General features: G+C 69.1%; 15 protein-coding genes and 1 pseudogene. 6 read left to right on the top strand and 10 right to left on the bottom strand.

Going from position 1 to position 17,395, the window contains the following annotated elements; genetic code table 11:
- Positions 1 to 11 precede the first annotated feature (11 nt).
- Positions 12 to 1,268, top strand: coding sequence for a cytochrome P450 (locus ACFYTE_RS27935; protein WP_388715947.1), 1,257 nt, complete (start codon positions 12 to 14; stop codon positions 1,266 to 1,268).
- Between the two features lie 75 nt (positions 1,269 to 1,343).
- Here ACFYTE_RS27935 and ACFYTE_RS27930 read toward each other — a convergent pair whose 3' ends face one another.
- The 3 genes from ACFYTE_RS27930 to ACFYTE_RS27920 all read right to left on the bottom strand — a co-directional run bounded on the left by ACFYTE_RS27930 (position 1,344) and on the right by ACFYTE_RS27920 (position 3,642).
- Positions 1,344 to 1,625: a hypothetical protein gene (locus ACFYTE_RS27930; protein ID WP_388716113.1), complete on the bottom strand. Its 282-nt coding sequence runs from the start codon at positions 1,623 to 1,625 to the stop codon at positions 1,344 to 1,346.
- A gap of 115 nt (positions 1,626 to 1,740) precedes the next feature.
- Positions 1,741 to 2,658: an endonuclease/exonuclease/phosphatase family protein gene (locus tag ACFYTE_RS27925; RefSeq protein ID WP_388715944.1), complete on the bottom strand. Its 918-nt coding sequence runs from the start codon at positions 2,656 to 2,658 to the stop codon at positions 1,741 to 1,743.
- A gap of 357 nt (positions 2,659 to 3,015) precedes the next feature.
- Positions 3,016 to 3,642 carry a TetR/AcrR family transcriptional regulator gene (locus ACFYTE_RS27920; RefSeq protein WP_388715941.1) on the bottom strand — a complete coding sequence of 209 codons (627 nt, stop codon included), beginning with the start codon at positions 3,640 to 3,642 and terminating at the stop codon, positions 3,016 to 3,018.
- A gap of 102 nt (positions 3,643 to 3,744) precedes the next feature.
- Between ACFYTE_RS27920 and ACFYTE_RS27915 the strand changes: the two genes are divergently transcribed.
- Positions 3,745 to 4,869 (top strand): FAD-dependent monooxygenase, encoded by a 1,125-nt coding sequence (locus ACFYTE_RS27915; protein ID WP_388715937.1) that lies wholly within the window; start codon positions 3,745 to 3,747, stop codon positions 4,867 to 4,869.
- Positions 4,870 to 4,979: 110 nt separating this feature from the next.
- On the opposite strand, the gene ACFYTE_RS27910 is transcribed toward ACFYTE_RS27915, so the two are convergent.
- From ACFYTE_RS27910 to ACFYTE_RS27890, 5 genes and pseudogenes are all read right to left on the bottom strand, one after another.
- Positions 4,980 to 5,363 (bottom strand): transposase, encoded by a 384-nt coding sequence (locus ACFYTE_RS27910; RefSeq protein WP_388715934.1) that lies wholly within the window; start codon positions 5,361 to 5,363, stop codon positions 4,980 to 4,982.
- 256 nt (positions 5,364 to 5,619) lie between these two features.
- Positions 5,620 to 5,892 (bottom strand): annotated as a pseudogene (locus ACFYTE_RS27905) (IS256 family transposase); the annotation flags it as partial.
- Between the two features lie 300 nt (positions 5,893 to 6,192).
- On the bottom strand, positions 6,193 to 6,330 hold the full coding sequence (locus ACFYTE_RS27900; protein ID WP_388715931.1) for a hypothetical protein: 138 nt from the start codon (positions 6,328 to 6,330) through the stop codon (positions 6,193 to 6,195).
- 80 nt (positions 6,331 to 6,410) lie between these two features.
- Positions 6,411 to 6,953: a hypothetical protein gene (locus ACFYTE_RS27895; protein WP_388715928.1), complete on the bottom strand. Its 543-nt coding sequence runs from the start codon at positions 6,951 to 6,953 to the stop codon at positions 6,411 to 6,413.
- Positions 6,954 to 7,010: 57 nt separating this feature from the next.
- Entirely contained in the window at positions 7,011 to 7,772 is a 762-nt protein-coding gene (locus tag ACFYTE_RS27890) for a sulfite exporter TauE/SafE family protein (protein WP_388715925.1), read from the bottom strand.
- Positions 7,773 to 7,855: 83 nt separating this feature from the next.
- Between ACFYTE_RS27890 and ACFYTE_RS27885 the strand changes: the two genes are divergently transcribed.
- Positions 7,856 to 8,803 carry a LysR family transcriptional regulator gene (locus tag ACFYTE_RS27885; RefSeq protein ID WP_388715922.1) on the top strand — a complete coding sequence of 316 codons (948 nt, stop codon included), beginning with the start codon at positions 7,856 to 7,858 and terminating at the stop codon, positions 8,801 to 8,803.
- Between the two features lie 387 nt (positions 8,804 to 9,190).
- On the opposite strand, the gene ACFYTE_RS27880 is transcribed toward ACFYTE_RS27885, so the two are convergent.
- Positions 9,191 to 10,087: a LysR family transcriptional regulator gene (locus tag ACFYTE_RS27880; protein WP_388715920.1), complete on the bottom strand. Its 897-nt coding sequence runs from the start codon at positions 10,085 to 10,087 to the stop codon at positions 9,191 to 9,193.
- A 513-nt stretch (positions 10,088 to 10,600) separates the two neighbouring features.
- Between ACFYTE_RS27880 and ACFYTE_RS27875 the strand changes: the two genes are divergently transcribed.
- The 3 genes from ACFYTE_RS27875 to ACFYTE_RS27865 are packed head-to-tail and all read left to right on the top strand — an operon-like array spanning position 10,601 to position 13,687.
- The gene (locus ACFYTE_RS27875; RefSeq protein ID WP_388715917.1) at positions 10,601 to 11,359 is read left to right on the top strand and encodes a hypothetical protein; all 759 of its coding nucleotides are present in this window, start codon (positions 10,601 to 10,603) and stop codon (positions 11,357 to 11,359) included.
- 58 nt (positions 11,360 to 11,417) lie between these two features.
- Positions 11,418 to 12,308: a carbon-nitrogen hydrolase family protein gene (locus tag ACFYTE_RS27870; RefSeq protein ID WP_388715914.1), complete on the top strand. Its 891-nt coding sequence runs from the start codon at positions 11,418 to 11,420 to the stop codon at positions 12,306 to 12,308.
- Positions 12,305 to 13,687, top strand: a complete 1,383-nt coding sequence (locus tag ACFYTE_RS27865; protein WP_388715911.1) for an APC family permease — start codon at positions 12,305 to 12,307, stop codon at positions 13,685 to 13,687. The genes ACFYTE_RS27870 and ACFYTE_RS27865 overlap by 4 nt, the downstream gene beginning before the upstream one ends.
- A 93-nt stretch (positions 13,688 to 13,780) precedes the next feature.
- Here ACFYTE_RS27865 and ACFYTE_RS27860 read toward each other — a convergent pair whose 3' ends face one another.
- The gene (locus ACFYTE_RS27860; RefSeq protein ID WP_388715908.1) at positions 13,781 to 16,633 is read right to left on the bottom strand and encodes an AAA family ATPase; all 2,853 of its coding nucleotides are present in this window, start codon (positions 16,631 to 16,633) and stop codon (positions 13,781 to 13,783) included.
- Between the last annotated feature and the right edge of the window lie 762 nt (positions 16,634 to 17,395).

Genomic DNA, 17,395 nt, shown 5'->3' with positions numbered 1-17,395 from the left:
AGGTCAACCCCGTGGAAGCCCTGCCCATCCGTGCGACACCGGAGGACCTGACCCGTGTGAACCTGGGGGACCCCCAGACGTTCGCGGATTACGACCTGAGCGACTACTGGCGCACGTTGCGGGCGACCCAGCCGCTCTACCGGCATCCGGCGGTCGGGGACAGCCCCGGCTTCTGGGTACTCAGCCGGTACGACGACATCGTCGCCCTCTACCGGGACAACACCGCCTTCACCTCGGAGCGCGGCAATGTCCTGATCACGCTGCTGGGCGAAGGTGACTCGGCGGCCGGCCTGATGGTCCCGGTGACCGACGGGCACCGCCACAAGGAACTGCGCAATGTGCTGCTGAAGGCGTTCTCGCCGCGCGTGCTGAGCCGGATCGGCGAGCACGTCCGCCGGACCACCCGAACGCTGCTGGCCGCAGCGGTGGACCGTGGTGAATGCGATTTCGCGCTGGATATCGCAAGCAAGATCCCCATGATCACCATCAGCGACCTGCTCGGCGTTCCGAGCCAGGACCGGGAGTACCTGCTCGGCCTGACCAAGTCCGCGATCAGCTCGGACGACCGGCCGGAGTACTCCGCCGCGGCCGACGCCGCCCGCAACAACATCCTGCAGTACTTCCTCGACATGGTCGAAGAGCGCCGTGCCGCGCCACGGGAAGACGTGGTCAGCGTGCTGGCCGGCAGCACGATTGACGGCGAGTTCCTCAGCGAGGCCGAGATCGTCCTCAACTGCTACAGCCTGATCCTCGGCGGGGACGCGACTGCCCGTCTCACGATGATCGACGCCGTGCACAGTTTCAGTGCCAATCCGGACCAGTGGGCGGCGTTCAAGCGCGGCGACGTGTCCGTCAAGCTGGCGACGGAAGAGGTACTGCGCTGGGCCTCACCGACCATGCACTTCGGCCGCACCGCGGTACGGGACACGGAGATCCACGGCACCCCGGTCAAGCGGGGCGATGTGGTGACCGTGTGGAACGTCTCGGGAAACCGTGACGAGACCGTCTTCGCCGACCCGGAACGGTTCCTCATCGATCGGTCGCCGAACAAGCACATCGCGTTCGGGCACGGTCCGCATTACTGCATCGGCGCGTACCTTGCGAGGCTGGAGATCTCCGAAGTGCTGCTGGCGCTCCGCGACTTCACCGCCGGGTTCGAGACAGCCGGGCCCGTCCGCCGGATCTACTCGAACCTCCTCACCGGGATCAGCAGCCTGCCGGTGCGTTTCGAACCGGTCTCGGCCGAGGTGGAGGAATTGGTGCTCTGAGTGGGCGGAGGCCGTCGGCCAGGTCCCGGGCGGCGTCTTGCTGGAGGTCCAGGGCGTCGAGCATAGGCCGGATGTTCACGCTGCCACCGCCTGCGCGGCGCGCCAGGCGGGGGCGTTCGCGCCGGTGGCAATTCCCAGGCCGGCGCCGTGCGTGACGACCTGGTTCTTGAAGCCCTGGTCGGCCAGGGCTTTGCGGACGGTTCCGCCGGCGTGCTCGGCGACCTGGCCCAGTAGGAGGATGCCGGTGCAACTCTGGGAAGCGATCAAGGACTCCGACAAGACCGCGGTCAACAGGCTGATGGCAGCAACCCCCGGCGCACAGACGACAGCCGACGAGGTGGCCTCGTAGACGAACATCCTGATCATGCAGAATCGGCACGACCCGGTCACGCCGCTGCTCGGTGGACAGCTGTTCCGGAAGAAGTTCAGCGATCGCAACCCTGCTGAGCCGCAGTCAGTCGGACGGCCCTGCCTATCGCAGGCGGACCCATGCCTGCACGGGTAGGTGATCGCTGGGGGTCAGGCCGTCCTTGGAGAAGATGTTGGTCTCCGTGTGATCGGTCGTGACCTTTGGATCGGAGAGGATCCAGTCGATACGGTCGCCGTTCGGTTTGGGTGCCTTGTGCCCTGTGTGCGTGCCGTACTCATTGGCGCGTGTGGCGGCGGTTTTCCAGGTGTCGACGAGTCCGCTGCGGTTGAGCAGTCTGGTGTAGACCTGAGTCTTCTCCGCAGCGGAGTTGAAGTCACCGGACACCAGAACTGGTGTGGAGGCGGGGAGGCGGGCGATCCACCTGCCTACGAGGGTGGCACTCTTCAGGCGTACGTCGTTAGCGTGCTGTCCCTTTCCGTTGTCGAAGTGGGTGTTGAGGACGTAGAAGTCGCGGCCACTGTCCTGCTTGTCCTGGAAGTGGATCCAGGTGGCGGTGCGGATGTGCTTGGCACCCCACGTGTTCGAGCCGACCTTGTTGGGTGTGGCTGAGAGCCAGAACGTGTTGTGCCCGAGGACCTTCAGACGGCGCTTGTCGAAGAAGATTGCGTTGATGATCCCCTTGTGGCCGCCGTTTTGACCCTTACCGATCCATCCGTAGTTCTCACCGAGGTCAGCGGCGACCTGCTTCACCTGCGTGTGGTCACCTTCCTGAGTATCGACGATCTGCGGCTGTGCCTGCCGCAACATCGCACGCTCGACCGGCCTGCGGTTCTTCCAGCTTGGCCCGGCGGTGCCCCGACCCTCAAGGTTGTACGTCATGATCTGCAGTACCGGAGAGTCTGCTACAGCACCCGCTGCGGTCGGCGCGATCAGAGTTGTGCTGACGAGAGGTGCGACGACAGCCGCTGCTAATACAGCTCTCCGGCCCATACGGCGGGTGAAAAGACGTGAATCTTCCATGCAAACACTCCTTGGCTAGCCTGATCCTCTTGCAGGAGACGCAGAGATTACCCTCAACTTGATATGAGTCACGGGTACCAAACACCGAGTCATTGTCGAATTCTGTGGATCAGTTGAGGCGGCTCAAGCGACGCTGAGGCCGGGGGCGCTCGACGAACTGGCCGCGTTCGAAGCGGGCTCCGGCCCGGACCAGGGCGATGAGGTGGTCCGGAGCAGAGCCGTGGAGAAGGCCGACTCGATCGGTGCTCGGCCGGGAAGTCGTAGGGGGAACTTCGCGCTGGAGCCGTTGCCGCCGGCGGTGAAGACGGCGGGTTGTCCGTGGACGGATCACCGGGCCGCGGTCGAGGGGATCCTTCTTCACCGGCTGTAGGCGCGCACGAACGCGTCGACGCCGTCCTTGAGGACCTGGTCCGTGTCGTCGTCGGATCCGTGTTCGGTGGCGAGGAAGAGGGTCAGCGCGACGAAGTGCTGGGCCGCCCGACCCGGATTCCGCGTGACGATGCGCCCCGCGTCGGCGAGTGCGGCGAAGTGGTGGGAGAACACCGCTTGCGAGGCCTCCTCGGACTGTCGCTCCAACCCGGCGACGGGGTGCTCGGAACCCAGCAGGACGCGGACCACCGTGTAGTCAGACGATGAGATCGCGTCGCCGACGACGCGCCGGGCGAATCCCAGCAGCGCCGACGCAAGCGGCCGATCAGCCGCCAACTCCTCGATCGCCGCGAGGTCGATCGTTTGCACCAGGGCCTCCACCGAGGCCCCGACGATCACGGAGAACAACCCCTCCTTGTCGCCGAAGTGCTCGTACACGGTCGGCTTCGACACCCCCGCCGCGGCGGCGATCCCGTCCATGCTCGTGCGCTCGTACCCCTCGCGGAGGAAGAGCCCTCTCGCGGCGTCGATGATCGCCGCGCGCTTCCGCGCCGAACTTGGCCGCATCTGCCGGGAGGAACTTGCGGGCGAGGCGACATCCGATGCATTTTTCACACTGAACAGTATAGTTTGTTTTCCTCAACGGGCGACCACGGCCGGAACGGCGGTGCGGGCGATGAAGAGACGCGGGAGCCGTTCCACTTGGAAGGAACGGATATGAAGATCCTCGTCTCCGGAGCCGGCATGGCAGGACTCGCCACCGGTATGGACCTCACCGCGACCGGGCACGACGTCACGGTCATCGAACGCGCCCAGCACCTGCGCACGAACGGGTCGCCGATCGACATCCGCGGCGAGGCCCTTGACGTCGCGGAGAACATGGGGATTCTGCGGCAGCTCCAGGACAGCCGGGTGTCGACCACTGACCTGTCCGAGTTCATCGACGGCGCCGGGAACGTGATCGCAGCCCTGCCTGTGCACGAGATCAACGACACCGACGACGACATCGAGATCGCCCGCGAGGACCTCGCACGGATCCTGCACGCCGGGCTCGACGAGCACACGCCCGTCGTGTTCGGCGAGTCCATCCGGTCCCTACACGACGACGGCACGGGCATCGACGTCGTGTTCGCCTCCGGAAAGACCGACCGGTTCGACCTTGTCGTCGGCGCAGACGGCATGCACTCCATAACCCGGCGGCTCACGTTCGGCCCCGAGGAGGACTACCTTGAGCATCTCGGCTTTTACGTGGCGCTGACCGATCTGCCCTCGGCGCGAGGTGAGGCGGGGAGCAATCCGTTCCTGAACTGGCCGGGCCACATGATCGGCATCGCCCGGTACAAGAACGAGGCGCTAGGAGTGCTCAACTTCCGGCACGACTGGATCGACTACGACTACCACGACCTCGACGTGCAGAAGCAGATCCTCTTCGACGCCTTCGGGGATCACCACGAATGGCGCGTCCCGGAGATCCTCGACGCCGTGGCGCGCGACCCCGAGCTCTACTTCGACTCCGTCAGCCAAATCCACATGGACGACTGGGCCAAGGGCCGGGTCGTGCTCGTCGGCGACGCCGCGCACTGTGCGTCCAACCTCTCCGGGCGGGGCGCATCGCTTGCGGTCCTCGGCGCGTGGCGGCTCGCGCAGGCCCTGCGCGACCACCCCGACGACCTCGACAGCGTCTACGAGCAGTACGAGGTCCTCCATCGACCCTCCGTCGACAAGGCGCAGGCCTTCGCCAGGCTCGGCGGCGACCTCGTCATGCCTGCCACACAGGAAGCCCTCGAACTCCGCAACGCGCGCCTCCGCGGCATGGCGACGGACATCGGAGGTGCTGAATGAGTCCGCGTCCGCGACCTGACATTCCTCGGGTGGTATCGCCGGGGGAGTCACCGCCGCCCATCAACACCTGACTTCGGCGGTCACGGACGGACGATGTCCGCTGCTGGCGCCTATTCATCGGCGGTGAGGCAGATGCCGTCTGCGGTGTAGTCGCTGAGTGCCAGGTCTGTTTGATCAAGGTGCTTCGTAGCCATATCAGTGTGGCGGCAAGGGCGACCGCAGCGCGGTAGTTTCGGGATCGTGGCAGCGATCCCCCTCTCGCGCAGCCAGGCCCGGTTCGCCTTCGACGGGTAGCCCTTGTCCGCGAGCACCCGCTCGGGCCGGGTCCGGGGCCGGCCCTTCCCGGGCAGGGGCACGCGAATGCCCTCCAGGACGGCGGTCATCATCGTGTCGTTGATGTTCCCGGCCGTGAGCACCCAGGACCGCGGACGGCCCTTACCGTCCGCGGCCAGGTGCACCTTGCAGGTCAGGCCGCCGCGGGAGCGGCCGATCACGTGGTCAGGCGGCTCGGCCGGATTCGTGCAGTTCGCCGCGCCGGGCAGATTCTTGTAGTTCGGTGGAGCCCCCTGTGTGGCGTGCCAGGATCGCACCGTGCTGGTGCACCCGCGCGATGGTTGAGTCGATCGAGACGACCCAGTCCAGGTCCCCGGCCGACTCCGCGCGCTTGTGCGCCTCGCCCAGCAGCTTCTCCCAGGTACCGTCCGCGGCCCACCTGCTGAAGCGCTTGTAGATCGAGTTCCCGAGCACGCACGTGGCCTCATCGACGCGTTTGTCGTTCACGCGCGGCGCCTTCACCTCGACCACGCCGGCCGCTGTGGTGACGTTCCGCGGCTGGTGACAGCCGTTGCGGACCACGAGCCGATGCCCGCGCTCGTCGCGCTGGTCAGCCAACTCGGCTGCCTAGACGTTTACTTCGGCCTCCAGTGCGGCGGCCGGCATCCTAGGGGCACCCTCCCGGACGATCTCATCGATCAACGAGGAGCCGCTGGCGGTGCTGCCGTCGTCATTCACTGCGCTGAGCACGGACGTGCCTTCCGGTGCGGCCATGACGTCTCCGTAGACCCGCATCAGCACCGCGAGAACCCGAGCACCCTGCCGCCCCGGACCTTTGGCGGTACTCCTGAGTGACCTCGGCTTTGACGAAGTCGCACTGGCCGCGCAGGATCAGCGACGGGACGTGCACCGTGCGCAGCACGGGACGCGGGTCGGGGAGCTGTTCGAAGTCCTTGACGGTCATCTGGTTGCGGAATAGCCGACAGAGCCTCCCCAGCGTCCGTGCTCCCACCTCAGCCAGAAACGGGCATCACCTTACGAACCGTCCACTCAAATCGTCGCGTTCTGGTCCGCTCGGCGGTCCGCCGTCGAGTCGACCGGTACCAGGAGGAGCCCGAGACCGGTGAGCGCGCAGATCAGCGTCAGCAGTGTTTGGCCCGTGGCACCGGCGAGAAGTGCGAGAGCCACCGCGCGCACAGCGGGCAATCGGAGCAGCCGAGCCACGTCGGATGACGATGTGTCCACGTCTCGTCTTTCCTTCCGGTGAGTCAGGAGGGGTGCTTCTCGGCCTGTCCTCGTCGGTCCGTTCGGGCCAGACCGCCGGAGACGGGCGTGGTGCCCAGGTCGCTGTCGCCGTCCTCGTGGCGCAGTACCCAGTCGTCGAGGTCGAGGGCCACTTCCAGCGGTTCCCTGGCCATGTAGGCGCGCAACCGACTCACCTCACTGGCGGCGTCGGCCCCTTCGGGACAGAGCAGTTCCCGGAAGACGGCCTCGGCCATCGCGAAGCGCACCCGCGCGGTATGCGCAGACACCTGCAGGATGTCGCCGATGAGCTGCCAGTCGGCACCGCCCATCCGCTCGAACACGGCCGCGGCCTCGAAGAACCGCTGTGCGGCAGCGAGCACGCGGGTGGCGTCGGCCAGCACGGTGCCCGGCGAATGGCTGGTGCCGTCGGGGTGCAGCTCCTGCTCGCCGATGGGGACGGCTGCACGTGCAAGGTCGGCCAGTTCGCATGCCTCGTAGGCCATCACCAGCCTCGCTCGGGCCGCATCCGTGTACGGTGCAGTGGCTCCCGTGTCACTTTCGGTCATGTCAGTCAGCCTCAGCTCCCGACGATGGGGATGATCAAGCACGGCTTCCCCGCAGGGTCAGCCGCGCAGGAAGTACAGGACGGTCATGGTCACGGCGGTGGTCAGGAGGATGCCCCGCAGCAGCCAGGCAGGGAGGCGGCGGGCGAGATGGGCGCCTGCGAAGCCGCCGACCACGGCGCCGATCAGCATGGTCGTGAGAAGTGGCGGAGCGCTCAGTGCGTCCGAGGCGACCAGGAACAGAGCGGTCGCGCTGAGATAGACGGCCGCGAGCTGCGCGATTCGCATCGGGTTGCTGACTGCTGCGTCGAGTCCGAGGCCGATGCTCCACAGGGCCAGCATCATGATGCCTACGGCTCCACCGAAGTATCCGCCGTACACGGCGAGGAAGAACTGTCCGATCAGGACAGCTCGGGGACTCATGTGGACCGAGCGGCCCAGCGCACTGCTCAGCAGCTGGGAGAGGCGGCGTCCGCAGGCGAGGATCACCGTGGCAAAGGCGAGCAGCCACGGCGCCGCGGCGTCGAACGACGATGCCGGCAGTGCCAGCAGCAGGCCGGCACCGACTCCGCCACCGATCACACTGATTGCGGTGAGCGCCTTCGTGGACGTCGCCCCGACCGGGGTGAGTTCACGTCGGTACACCCACGCGCTGGTCACGGCCCCGGGCACGAGGGCGATCCGCGACAGTGTGTTTGCCGTCACCGGTGACAGGCCGAACGCGACGAGTGCGGGCAGCGCCACGAACGTGCCGCCGCCGCCCACGGCGTTCAGTACTCCGGCGGCAACACCGGCCAGCAGGACGAGAAATAGCTCGGACACACGCCGAGCATCGCTCCGTGACCAGCGGGCCCACAATGCGTAATCGGTGTACTCAGCCTAAGGCTGAACCTTAGGCTAGGAGGGTGCGCTATGACTTGGACGACCTGCGGCTCTTTCTCCACATCGTGACGGAGGGGTCGATCACGGCGGGCGCTCACCGGATGCACCTGAGTTTGCCCTCGGCCAGCGCCAGGGTGCGCTCGCTGGAGCACCATGCCGGCGTGACGCTGCTGATCCGCGGCAGGCGGGGCGTGCGGCCCACGCCGGCGGGGACGACCCTGGCCCGCCATGCACGCGACGTGCTCGACCGGACCGCGCGGCTCGAAAACGCCGTCGCGAGCTACACCCGGTCCCCGACCGCTCCGCTGACCCTGCTGGGGGGCGGCTCCGCGATGCACCGGCTCGTGCCACGGGCCCTGGTCTCGTTCCTCCGCGTCCACCCGGACGTCGACGTGACGGTGTCCGAGAGCCGCACTCCTTGGACCGTGCGGATGCTCGCCGACGGCGAGGCGGACCTGGGAGTCGTCCTCGACGACGAGGCCCGCGACTGCGGTCTGCGCATGGAGCCTCTCGGTGACGACTCCCTCGTCGTGATCGGCCAGGCCGGAGGGATCATCGCCGGACGGACCGCGCTGACCTACAGCGAGGTCGCCGAACACCCTCTCGTCGGGCTCGACGCCAATTCCTCGCTGCGCCGCTGGATCGAGAAGCACCTCGGGCCGCACGCACCGGTGGTGCGCTACCGCACCACCGTCGCCAACCTCGGCGTCCTCGTCACCCTCGTCGCCGCCGGTGCCGGGCTCGCCGTCGTACCGCGTCGCGCCGTCGACCCCCAGCAGCCGCTCGACGTGTGCGAACTGCAGGACCCCTGGGCCCGCCGCCACCATCTGCTGGCCTGGGGCGTCAAGGACCGCACCTCGCCGGCCGCCGCGGCGCTGGCCGAACACCTCCGCCAGGCGGCACTGTCCGAGCCTTTCTCCCCCTCCGCACACCAAGACCCCGTCGGCCGGCGGCTCTTCCACGACGGCTGACCGGCGGGTAAGCCGGACCCGCTGCTCGGATACGGCAAGCCGAAACCGGCCGATGCCGCGGCGCTGCCGCCCGATCAATGCGACGGCGATCGGCTCGAAGCTGCGGAAGCTCGGGTACACGAAGCACGACCTCGCCGACGGAGAAACGACCTGGACCATCCGTTTCATGCCGGTGTGCTCCCGGGATCGTGAGGGCGACGGCGGTGGCCAGGTGGTGGCGGCCGAGGGCTTGACTTCGCGCACTCCGGTACGACGCATGCGCGGCGACCTGCCCGGCACGGTGACACACGGCACGGTGATCTGGTTGCCGGCGGCGATCTTCGGCCTCGGTCTCGGCGCCCGTGGCGGCCCGGCACCGCAGGCGCCGCGACTGACGCGGGGCAGTGCTCAGCGGTGGGGCGGGTACGCGGATTCGCAGTACGCGGCCAGCCCTTCCGCGAACGCGGCCAGATGGTCGGCTGCGTAGTGGGTCGGCTCCCACGCGGCGGTGAGCGTCATCGTCAGCGGAGAGCCGTCCGGGCCGCGCAGGCGCAGCGGCTCGATGGCGTGTCGCTGGTCCTCCGAGGCCACGGCGACACCGTGTCCGGCAGCGGCCAGGGCCTGCGCGAGCGGCGGCGTCGTCGTCTCGAACACCTCTGAGTAGCCGAGGTTCGCTTCCTCCGCAGCGCGGTCCAGGATGCGGCGGGTGCCGTACTCGGCGACCGGCAGCAGAAGCAGCGGCTGGGCGAGAAGCTCCGCGAGGTCCACGGTCGTGCGGCCGGTGTCCCGGTGCCAGGGGTGGTCCTCGGGCGCGTACACCCACAGCGGTGGGTGGCCCACCGTCCGGGTGGTCAGGCCGCTGGGCGGGGGAGAGGAGGAGACCGCCATGTCGGCGCCGCGCGCCAGCGCCGCGTAGGGGGCCTCGCCGCGCGCCTCGACCGCGTCCGTGAGGGGGCCGTCGGGCCCGGCCGACGCCACGTACGGGGCGATCACATCGGCAACCGTCGCGGGCGGGGCGGCGATGGTGAGGCGGGGCGGCTCGCCGTCCGCGAGGGCGCGCAGGAGGGAGGACGCGCTGTCGGCGCGGGCCACCAGGTCGCGGGCGACCGGCAGGAAGCGGCGCCCCGCGGTGGACAGCCGGAGGCGGCCACCGGCCCGCTGGAAGAGCTGGACCTGCAGGCTCGCCTCCAGCGTCCTGAGCTGCCGCGACAGGGACGGCTGGGCGACATGCACCTGTTGGGCGGCGCGGGCCGTGGAGCCGGTGTCGACCACGGCCAGGAAGTAGCGCACGTGCCGCAGATCCATGGGGCTGCTCCTGTACTCCTGTTGTCCGCCTGAGAAGGTATGCCTCCAAAGCATAGAGCCCGTATGAAGCAAGTATTGGACAGCATCGTTCGGCTCTTCCAGAATCTCGCGGTAATCCCGATGAACCTCGCGGTAATCCCCGATGAAAGGCGCTCGCCGTGACCCTCAGCCGCCGTACCCTCCTCGGAACCACCGCAGTTCTGGCCCCGGCAGCCCTCTCCGTCCCGGCGTGGGCCGCCCCACGCACGCGGCAGCCGGCCGAGCGTACCGTCCTCACCGCCGATGAGCTACGAGACGGCGACGCCACCGCGCCCGTCGACGACTCCGCCTTCGCCATGCCCAAGGGTGCCGCCCGGCCGCACCACACCTTCTCCGGCACGCTCACCCTCGCCGCCGAGGACGCCAGCGGCGACTGGACCGTCCTCAAGGACACCGCGGGGCTGACCTCGCAGGCCTCGTACGCGGCGGCGCTCAAGTCGCTGCCCCGGATGGACCATCGACAATGCGCTCGACATGGCGACCGGCAACTACACGAGCGCCGGATACGAGACCGACGAGAACGGCACGCTCATGGACCGATTCATCGGTGCCGAGCCCGAAGCCACCAAGACCCGACTCGCCTTCGACTGGCCGCACTCCGCCGAGCCGGGCACGTACTGGAACTACCGCACCTCCGACACGTACATCGCCACCCTCGCGCTCACCGCCTACCTGAAGAGCAAGGAGGGCGACGACGCCGACCTGTGGGAGTTCATGGACCGCGAGGTGTACCGGCCCGCCGGGCTCAGCGCGGGCTTCCGCGCCCAGTGCATGCGCACCGACAACAGCCCGAGCGGCCAACCGATCGGCGGCTACGGCCTGTTCTTCACACGCGACGACGCCGCGAAGATCTCCCGGTTCCTGAACGTGGCCCTCGGCCGGGCAGACGGGCGGCAGCTCCTGCACCGCGCCTCGCTGCGCGCGGCCCTGCAGCGCGACCCCGACGACCGGGGCCTGCCGTGCGCCTCCTCCGGCCTGAGCCACCTCCACTACAACCAGTGCACCTGGGCCGCCCACTACCAGGCGTCCAACCCGGCCTTCGCCCAGTACGGGTACGCGGACGGCACCGACTTCTGGGTGCCGTCGATGTCCGGCGTCAGCGGCAACGAGATCGTGATGCTGCCCAACGGCGCGACCTACTACTACTTCTCCGACGCCTTCGAGTACGTCTACGGCTGGCCCGTGTCCGAGCTGCACAAGCTCCCGGCCGCCGAGCGCACCCCCGGTATCTGACGCCCGATCAACCCCATTCTCCGTACCCTTCGTGCTTGATTGGCTGGTGTTCCCCCGCATGTCCCGCCCTCTGCCCCTGATCCTCGCCCAGGCGCCCGGCCGCCCGGCCGACGATCTCGCGGGCTTCGCCGCCGACGTGGAGCGGCGCGTGAAACTGCGCGCGCCGGGCGCCCTCGTCGTCTACCCCGAACTGCACCTGGGCGAGAGCGGCCCCGGCGTCGTGGCCGCCCCCGAGGGGGCCACCGAGCCCCTCGACGGAAAGCGGGACGCGGTCCTCGCCGAACTCGCGGGCGACCTGGACATCTGGCTGGTACCCGGCAGCCTCTACGAGCGCGGCACCGACGGCCGCGTCTACAACACGACGCCGGTCTACTCACCGCGGGGCGAGCGCCTCGCCGCGTACCGCAAGATCTGCCCGTGGCGCCCGTACGAGACGACCACGCCCGGCAGCCGGTTCGAGGTCGTCGAACTCCCCGGGGTCGGCCGGATCGGGCTCTCCATCTGCTACGACTCCTGGTTCCCGGAGATCTCCCGCCATCTGGCGTGGATGGGCGCCGAGTTGATCGTCAACGTGGTGCGCACCTCAACCAGCGATCGCGCGCAGGAGATCGTCCTCAACCGCGCCAACGCCATCGCCAACCAGGTCTTCGTCGCCAGTGTGAACTCCGCCGCTCCCTCGGGTGTCGGCCGCAGCCTCCTCATCGATCCGCAGGGCACGCTGCGCACCGAGACCGTCGACGACGGCGACGCCACCCTCACCGACGTGATCGACCTCGACGAGGTCAGCAACGTCCGCCGCTACGGCACCGCCGGACTCAACCGGATCTGGGAGCAGTTCCGCCCCGGCGACCCCGCCCTCGAACTTCCGCTGTACGGGGGCCGTATCGACCCCGCCACGTGGAACCCCGCCCACGCCACCGCCCATGCCACTGAGGAGCCCCCGCGATGAGTGAGAACAACACGAGAGTGCAGGGTGACCCGCGACTGAAGGGCGACCTCAGCCTCTTGTCCGTCATCCTGTTCGGCCTGGCCTACATCTCTCCGGGTATCGTCGTCACGATGTTCGGCGTGGTGGCCGCCACCAGCGGCGGCGTCGCCCCGACCGCGTTCGCCGTCGCCACCGCGGCGATGCTACTGACCGGTCTGTCGTACGCGAAGATGGCGCGCGCCGTCCCGGGCTCCGGTTCCGTCTACACGTACGCCCGCAAGATGCTCGACAGCCGCATCGGCTTCCTGTCCGGCTGGGCGATGCTGCTCGACTACTTCTTCATCCCGATGGTCGGCTGGCTGATCACGGCGATCTACTTCAACGCACAGTTCCCCGACGTGCCCAAGTGGGTGTGGCTGATCGTCTCGGTGGGCCTCACCACCGGCATCAACGTCTTCGGCATGAAGCTCGCGGACCGCGTCAACAAAGCCCTGATGTTCATCGCGGTCGGCTCGCTGATCCTCTTCGCCACGCTCTGTGTCGTCTTCCTCGGCAAGCACGGCTCCGCCGCCCCGGTCGCCGACTCCGTCTGGAACCCCGGCACTTCCCTCGGCGCCGTCACCGCGGCCGCCGCCATCGCCGCCTACTCCTTCCTCGGTTTCGACGCCGTCTCCACGCTCGGCGAGGAGGCCAGGGGAGGGGCGCAGACGATCGGGCGCGGCATCATCGGCTGCGTGGTCGCCGCGGGTGCGATCTTCGTCGTGCTGTCGTTCGTGATGCAACTGGTCCACCCGGGCGCGAAGTTCGCCGACGTGGACGCGGCCGCCTACCACCTGAAGGTCCAGGTCGGCGGCGAGACGTACGCGGAGATCATCAACTTCGTCACCATCGCCGGGTCGATCGCCTCCTGTATCGCCCTGCAGGCCTCCGCCGCCCGCCTCATGTACGTCATGGGCCGCGACGGCGTCCTGCCCAAAGCCGTCTTCGGCACGCTGTCGGCGAAGACCGGGACGCCGGTCCTCGGCCTGCTGCTTACCGCGGTCGCCGGTGTCATCGCGATGAAGCTGGACCTGACCACGGCCACCTCGTTCATCAACTTCGGCGCCTTCCTCGGCTTCGCCCTGGTGAACGTCTGCGTGATCGCGCATCTGATCCGCGAGCGCGGGCAGGGCCGCAGCCCGAACCTCATCTCGTACCTGGTGATGCCGCTGATCGGAGCCGGCGTCTCCGTCTACCTGCTCACCAAGCTCGGTGACGTCGCGCTGAGGATCGGCGGCGTGTGGCTGGCAATCGGCGTCGTCTACCTGGCCTGCCTCACGAAGGGCTTCCGGCGGCCCGCGCCGGGGATGACCTTCGACGACGGTAGCGAGGAACCGGCCCCGGATGCCGTCACCGTGTAACGCCGGCTGAACAGCTCGAAGCACCCGCGCGCGGCAGCCTCGGTGGATGGACGGGCGTGGTCCGGAGCCCGCGGATGCGGGGGTGCGAGGCAGTCATGCTGCTTCGGCCGGTTGGTCCACTTCCCGCAGGTAGAGACGGGCCAGCTGCACACGTGACCGGATACCCAGTTTCTCGAAGGTGTGCCGCACGTGTGTGTTCACCGTGTGCGGCGAGAGAAACAGCCGCTCCGCCGCCTGACGGTTGGTCGCCCCGTGCGCGATCAGCTGCACGACACTCAGTTCGGACGGGGTCAGCCCGCGCCATCTCTCGTCCGGCACCTGGCCGGCCGTGGCCGGCTTGACGCCGAGCTTGCGCAGCTTGCTCTGCGTACGCCGGCTCTCCCGGTGGGCGCCACACGCTTCGTACAGTTCCCACGCCTCTTCGAGACGGGTACATGCCGTCGTGTCGCCGCCCGCGGCCATCAGCTCGCCGGCGTCCTCCAGGGCGTGCGCTCTGAGCAGGGGCCGAGCCTGTCCGTACCGCTCGGCCGCGGCCTCAAGCCGGGCTCGGTCGCCCTCCAGCAGCCCCCGGGCATGTACGGCGGTCGTCTCAAAGAGCGGGAACCGGGGGTTGCGCTGCGCACGGTCCTCAGCGAACCGCACGGCGGAGAGAGCCGGTTCGCGCAGGCCGCGGCCGAGCGCCGCGCGGACGAGGAGGACCACGTCGCCCGGGTCGAGACAGGCGGAGTGCACCAGCCCGCGCCGCAAGCAGCCGAGGGCGGCGTCGAGCTGGCGTTGTGACAGGTGTTCCGCGCGGTAGACCGCGGTGAGAACGGCGATCCATGCGCCGATGTGCCGTGACTGTGGCTGGTCGCCGGCCAGGTGTGCGGCAGCCTTCGTCGCGCAGATCTCGATCGCCGCGTCGTCGCCGGTGTGGAAAGCCACCCGCGCCAGGGCGTAAAGGGCCGCGGCCTCGGCCGCCCAGGGCGTTCTGGTCGCCGCGGCCGCGGCCTCGGCAGCGGTGAGTTCCTTCGCGGCGTCGGCCAGCCGTCCGCTGTCCAGCATGAGACGGGCACGCGCGGTCCGCCACAGCGGGACGAATGCCTGCCGTCCGTGCTGCTGGGCCTCCGTCAGGCCGCTGTCCACGAGTTCCCCGGCGCTGCGGTCCTTTCCGGCGAGACTCAGCAGGGAGGCACACCAGCTCGTCGAGACGGCCACCTCGGCAAGCGGCGCGGCGTCGGCCGGGTCCAGCTGTGCGGCATCGGCCGCAGCGGCCTCGCTGTGCTGGAGTGCATCGCTCCAGCGTTGCCGGTGGCCAGCAGCCATCGACTGCAGCGTGCGGTAGGTCAGTCGGCTGACCGGATGCCCGCCGTGTGTGCGGGGAAGCGAGTCGGCCGCGAGGCAGTCGGCGTCACCTGCCAGCAGGCGGTTCAGCAGGGTGACCGACAGCAACTGGTCCTTGAGGAAGACAGGGACGTCGCGGCGGCTGTGGACGCGGCGGACGTGGAGTTCTGGCTGGGCGACCAGGAACTGACTGTTCATGCGGGCCAGTTGCAGACATGTCTGGGCGTGCGTGAGGGGATCCGGCGAGGACTGGACGACCTGGTGTGCCAGGTCCCGGGCCCCGGCGATGTCTCCCGTCTGCCACAGCAGCGGAAGCAGCTCGGCCGACAGCCGCACGTGCCGGGGGGAGGTGTCCTGGGTCAGGGACAGCGCGTGCTGGAGATAGACGGTCGCGGACGCCGGGGACAGGGCGGCCAGTTCGCGGGCGGCTGCCCGCAGGAGCTGGACGGCCGAGTCGTCACCGGGTTCGGCTGTCTTGACCAGCCCGGGTGCCAGTGACACCGCCGACACACCCGCCCTGATCTGCAGATCGATGGAGCGTCTGCGCACGGACAGGCGCACCGGCCGGGGGAGTGTGCCGGCGAGGATCTCGCGCACCAGCGGATGCGGGAAGGCGAGCTGTTCGGGCCCGGCGTGCAGCAGCCGGGCGGCGAGCACTTCGCGCAGCGGCCTGAGCAGCGCGGACTCGGGTCGGCCGAGAACCCGGGACAGATGGCGGACGGTGAGACGGTCGCCCAGCACGGCGGCGATCAGCGTGACCTCCCGGCCCTCCTCGCTCAGTTGGTCCAGACGCCGGGTGACGACCGGGCCGATGACCGCTCGGGTGTCGGTCGGTGCACTCGTGGCGCCGGGGGAGCCGTGCGGCACGGCCGACAGGCCGCTTCTCAGGTGCGCGCACACCTGCCGCACGGCCCCCGGCAGGCCGTCGAGACAGTCGAGGTACGCAGCCGCCGCTGCCGCATTCGGTCCCAGCAGGTCCTCGGTCATCTGCCGCACGGCGTCCGGGTCGAGAGGTGCCAGCTCCAGGTGGGTCGCCCGCCCGTTCAGCAGGTCGCGGCGCAGGGTCTCCACCGCTGCCGTGCCGGTGTGGGGCCGCGTCGCAAGCACCCACAGCACCGGCAGGTCGGCGAGTTGCACGGTGAGCGTGCGCACCGCCTGCTGGGTGAGGTCGTCGCAGTGGTGCACGTCGTCGATGACCACGACGAGCGGCCGTTCCCGGGCGAGTGTCCGCAGACGCTCCTTGACCTCGTGCAGCAGCCAGTACGGGTCGCTCTGCTGGGGGGAGCGGGTCCGCAGGCCGTGCGTGAAACCGGGTTCGGCGTCACGCGTGAGGGCGTCAAGCAGCGGAGCCATAGGGGTCATCGGGCTCGTCGTCACTCCGGCGCAGACGAGTACCCGTGCGCCGGCACGACGGGCCTCATCGGCGGCGAAGGCCAGCATGCGGGACTTGCCGACAGCGGCCGGCCCGTCGATCCACAGCACTCCGCCGCCGCTGTGGTGGACGAGACGGCGGACGCGTTGGGTGAGGTGTTCCTGCTCGGCCCTGCGTCCGCGCACCGTGACGGGCACCAGCTCATCGGCGGTATCGAACATCGTCAACGGAATGCCAATCGCCTGGCTCAAGACAACCTCCACGTCCTCATCCACTGTCACGAACGAAGGTGCCGAACTGCGCGACTCCGGCGCCGGGCCGGTCGGGGCACGGGGCACGGTGCTTTCCGCCCGGCACTTTCCGTCGTCACACATGGTGGGCAACTGGCGGCCGTATGGCTGTCGAGGCTGCCTGAGAGGTGCTCCGGGTCTTCCCCAGGCCCGATGTCGGGACAACCCCACGAACCGGTGCCCCACCACGGTTTCCGGCCGTGCGGCCCACCCAGGGACGGCCCGAGGAAAGACGAAGTGACCAGCCGGTTCCCGCAAACCTCATGGGGACAGCCCTACGGCGGGCGCGGGGATGTCCCGACGCGGCTGTCGAGGTTGCACTACAGCCCGCGGCCGGGCCGGCGGGGAGACTGGTCGCACATCGGGCCGGGTCCACCCGGCTCGCACGAGGCACCGCGGCCACGGGCCGCACCCCCTGCGGGAACAAGGGTGACACGAACGGACCTGGCCCGGCCGCCGGACGGCGGTTGTCCACCCCCGCCTTCTCCAGCCGGCTGCCCCCTGCCAGGGCGCACGTGCCTCGCCAGGCGGCGCCCCGCGTACGGCCGTCGGCAGGGCACACCCGCACGGGCCGGACGGCGTACAAGGAAGCGGGCCCGGTCCGAGCAGCATGAACAGGCGTGCCGGGGCGTTGGACGCACCCGGTCTCGACGAATGGGAAGCGAACGGATGGCACAACTGGAGACCACGCACTACGAAGGCCGGTCTGTTCATCACCGGACG

It is taken from the genome of Streptomyces sp. NPDC004629, from assembly GCF_042873595.1.
Taxonomy (GTDB): domain Bacteria; phylum Actinomycetota; class Actinomycetes; order Streptomycetales; family Streptomycetaceae; genus Streptomyces.
This window is presented reverse-complemented; position numbering and strand designations above follow the sequence as displayed.

Excerpts from the sequence above, each read along its gene's own strand:
- ACFYTE_RS27895 (WP_388715928.1), bottom strand. The coding sequence starts at position 6,953 with ATGACCGAAAGTGACACGGGAGCCACTGCACCGTACACGGATGCGGCC.
- ACFYTE_RS27930 (WP_388716113.1), bottom strand. The coding sequence starts at position 1,625 with ATGTTCGTCTACGAGGCCACCTCGTCGGCTGTCGTCTGTGCGCCGGGG.
- ACFYTE_RS27870 (WP_388715914.1), top strand. The coding sequence starts at position 11,418 with ATGTCCCGCCCTCTGCCCCTGATCCTCGCCCAGGCGCCCGGCCGCCCG.
- ACFYTE_RS27865 (WP_388715911.1), top strand. The coding sequence starts at position 12,305 with ATGAGTGAGAACAACACGAGAGTGCAGGGTGACCCGCGACTGAAGGGC.
- ACFYTE_RS27925 (WP_388715944.1), bottom strand. The coding sequence starts at position 2,658 with ATGGAAGATTCACGTCTTTTCACCCGCCGTATGGGCCGGAGAGCTGTA.
- ACFYTE_RS27875 (WP_388715917.1), top strand. The coding sequence starts at position 10,601 with ATGGCGACCGGCAACTACACGAGCGCCGGATACGAGACCGACGAGAAC.
- ACFYTE_RS27880 (WP_388715920.1), bottom strand. The coding sequence starts at position 10,087 with ATGGATCTGCGGCACGTGCGCTACTTCCTGGCCGTGGTCGACACCGGC.
- ACFYTE_RS27915 (WP_388715937.1), top strand. The coding sequence starts at position 3,745 with ATGAAGATCCTCGTCTCCGGAGCCGGCATGGCAGGACTCGCCACCGGT.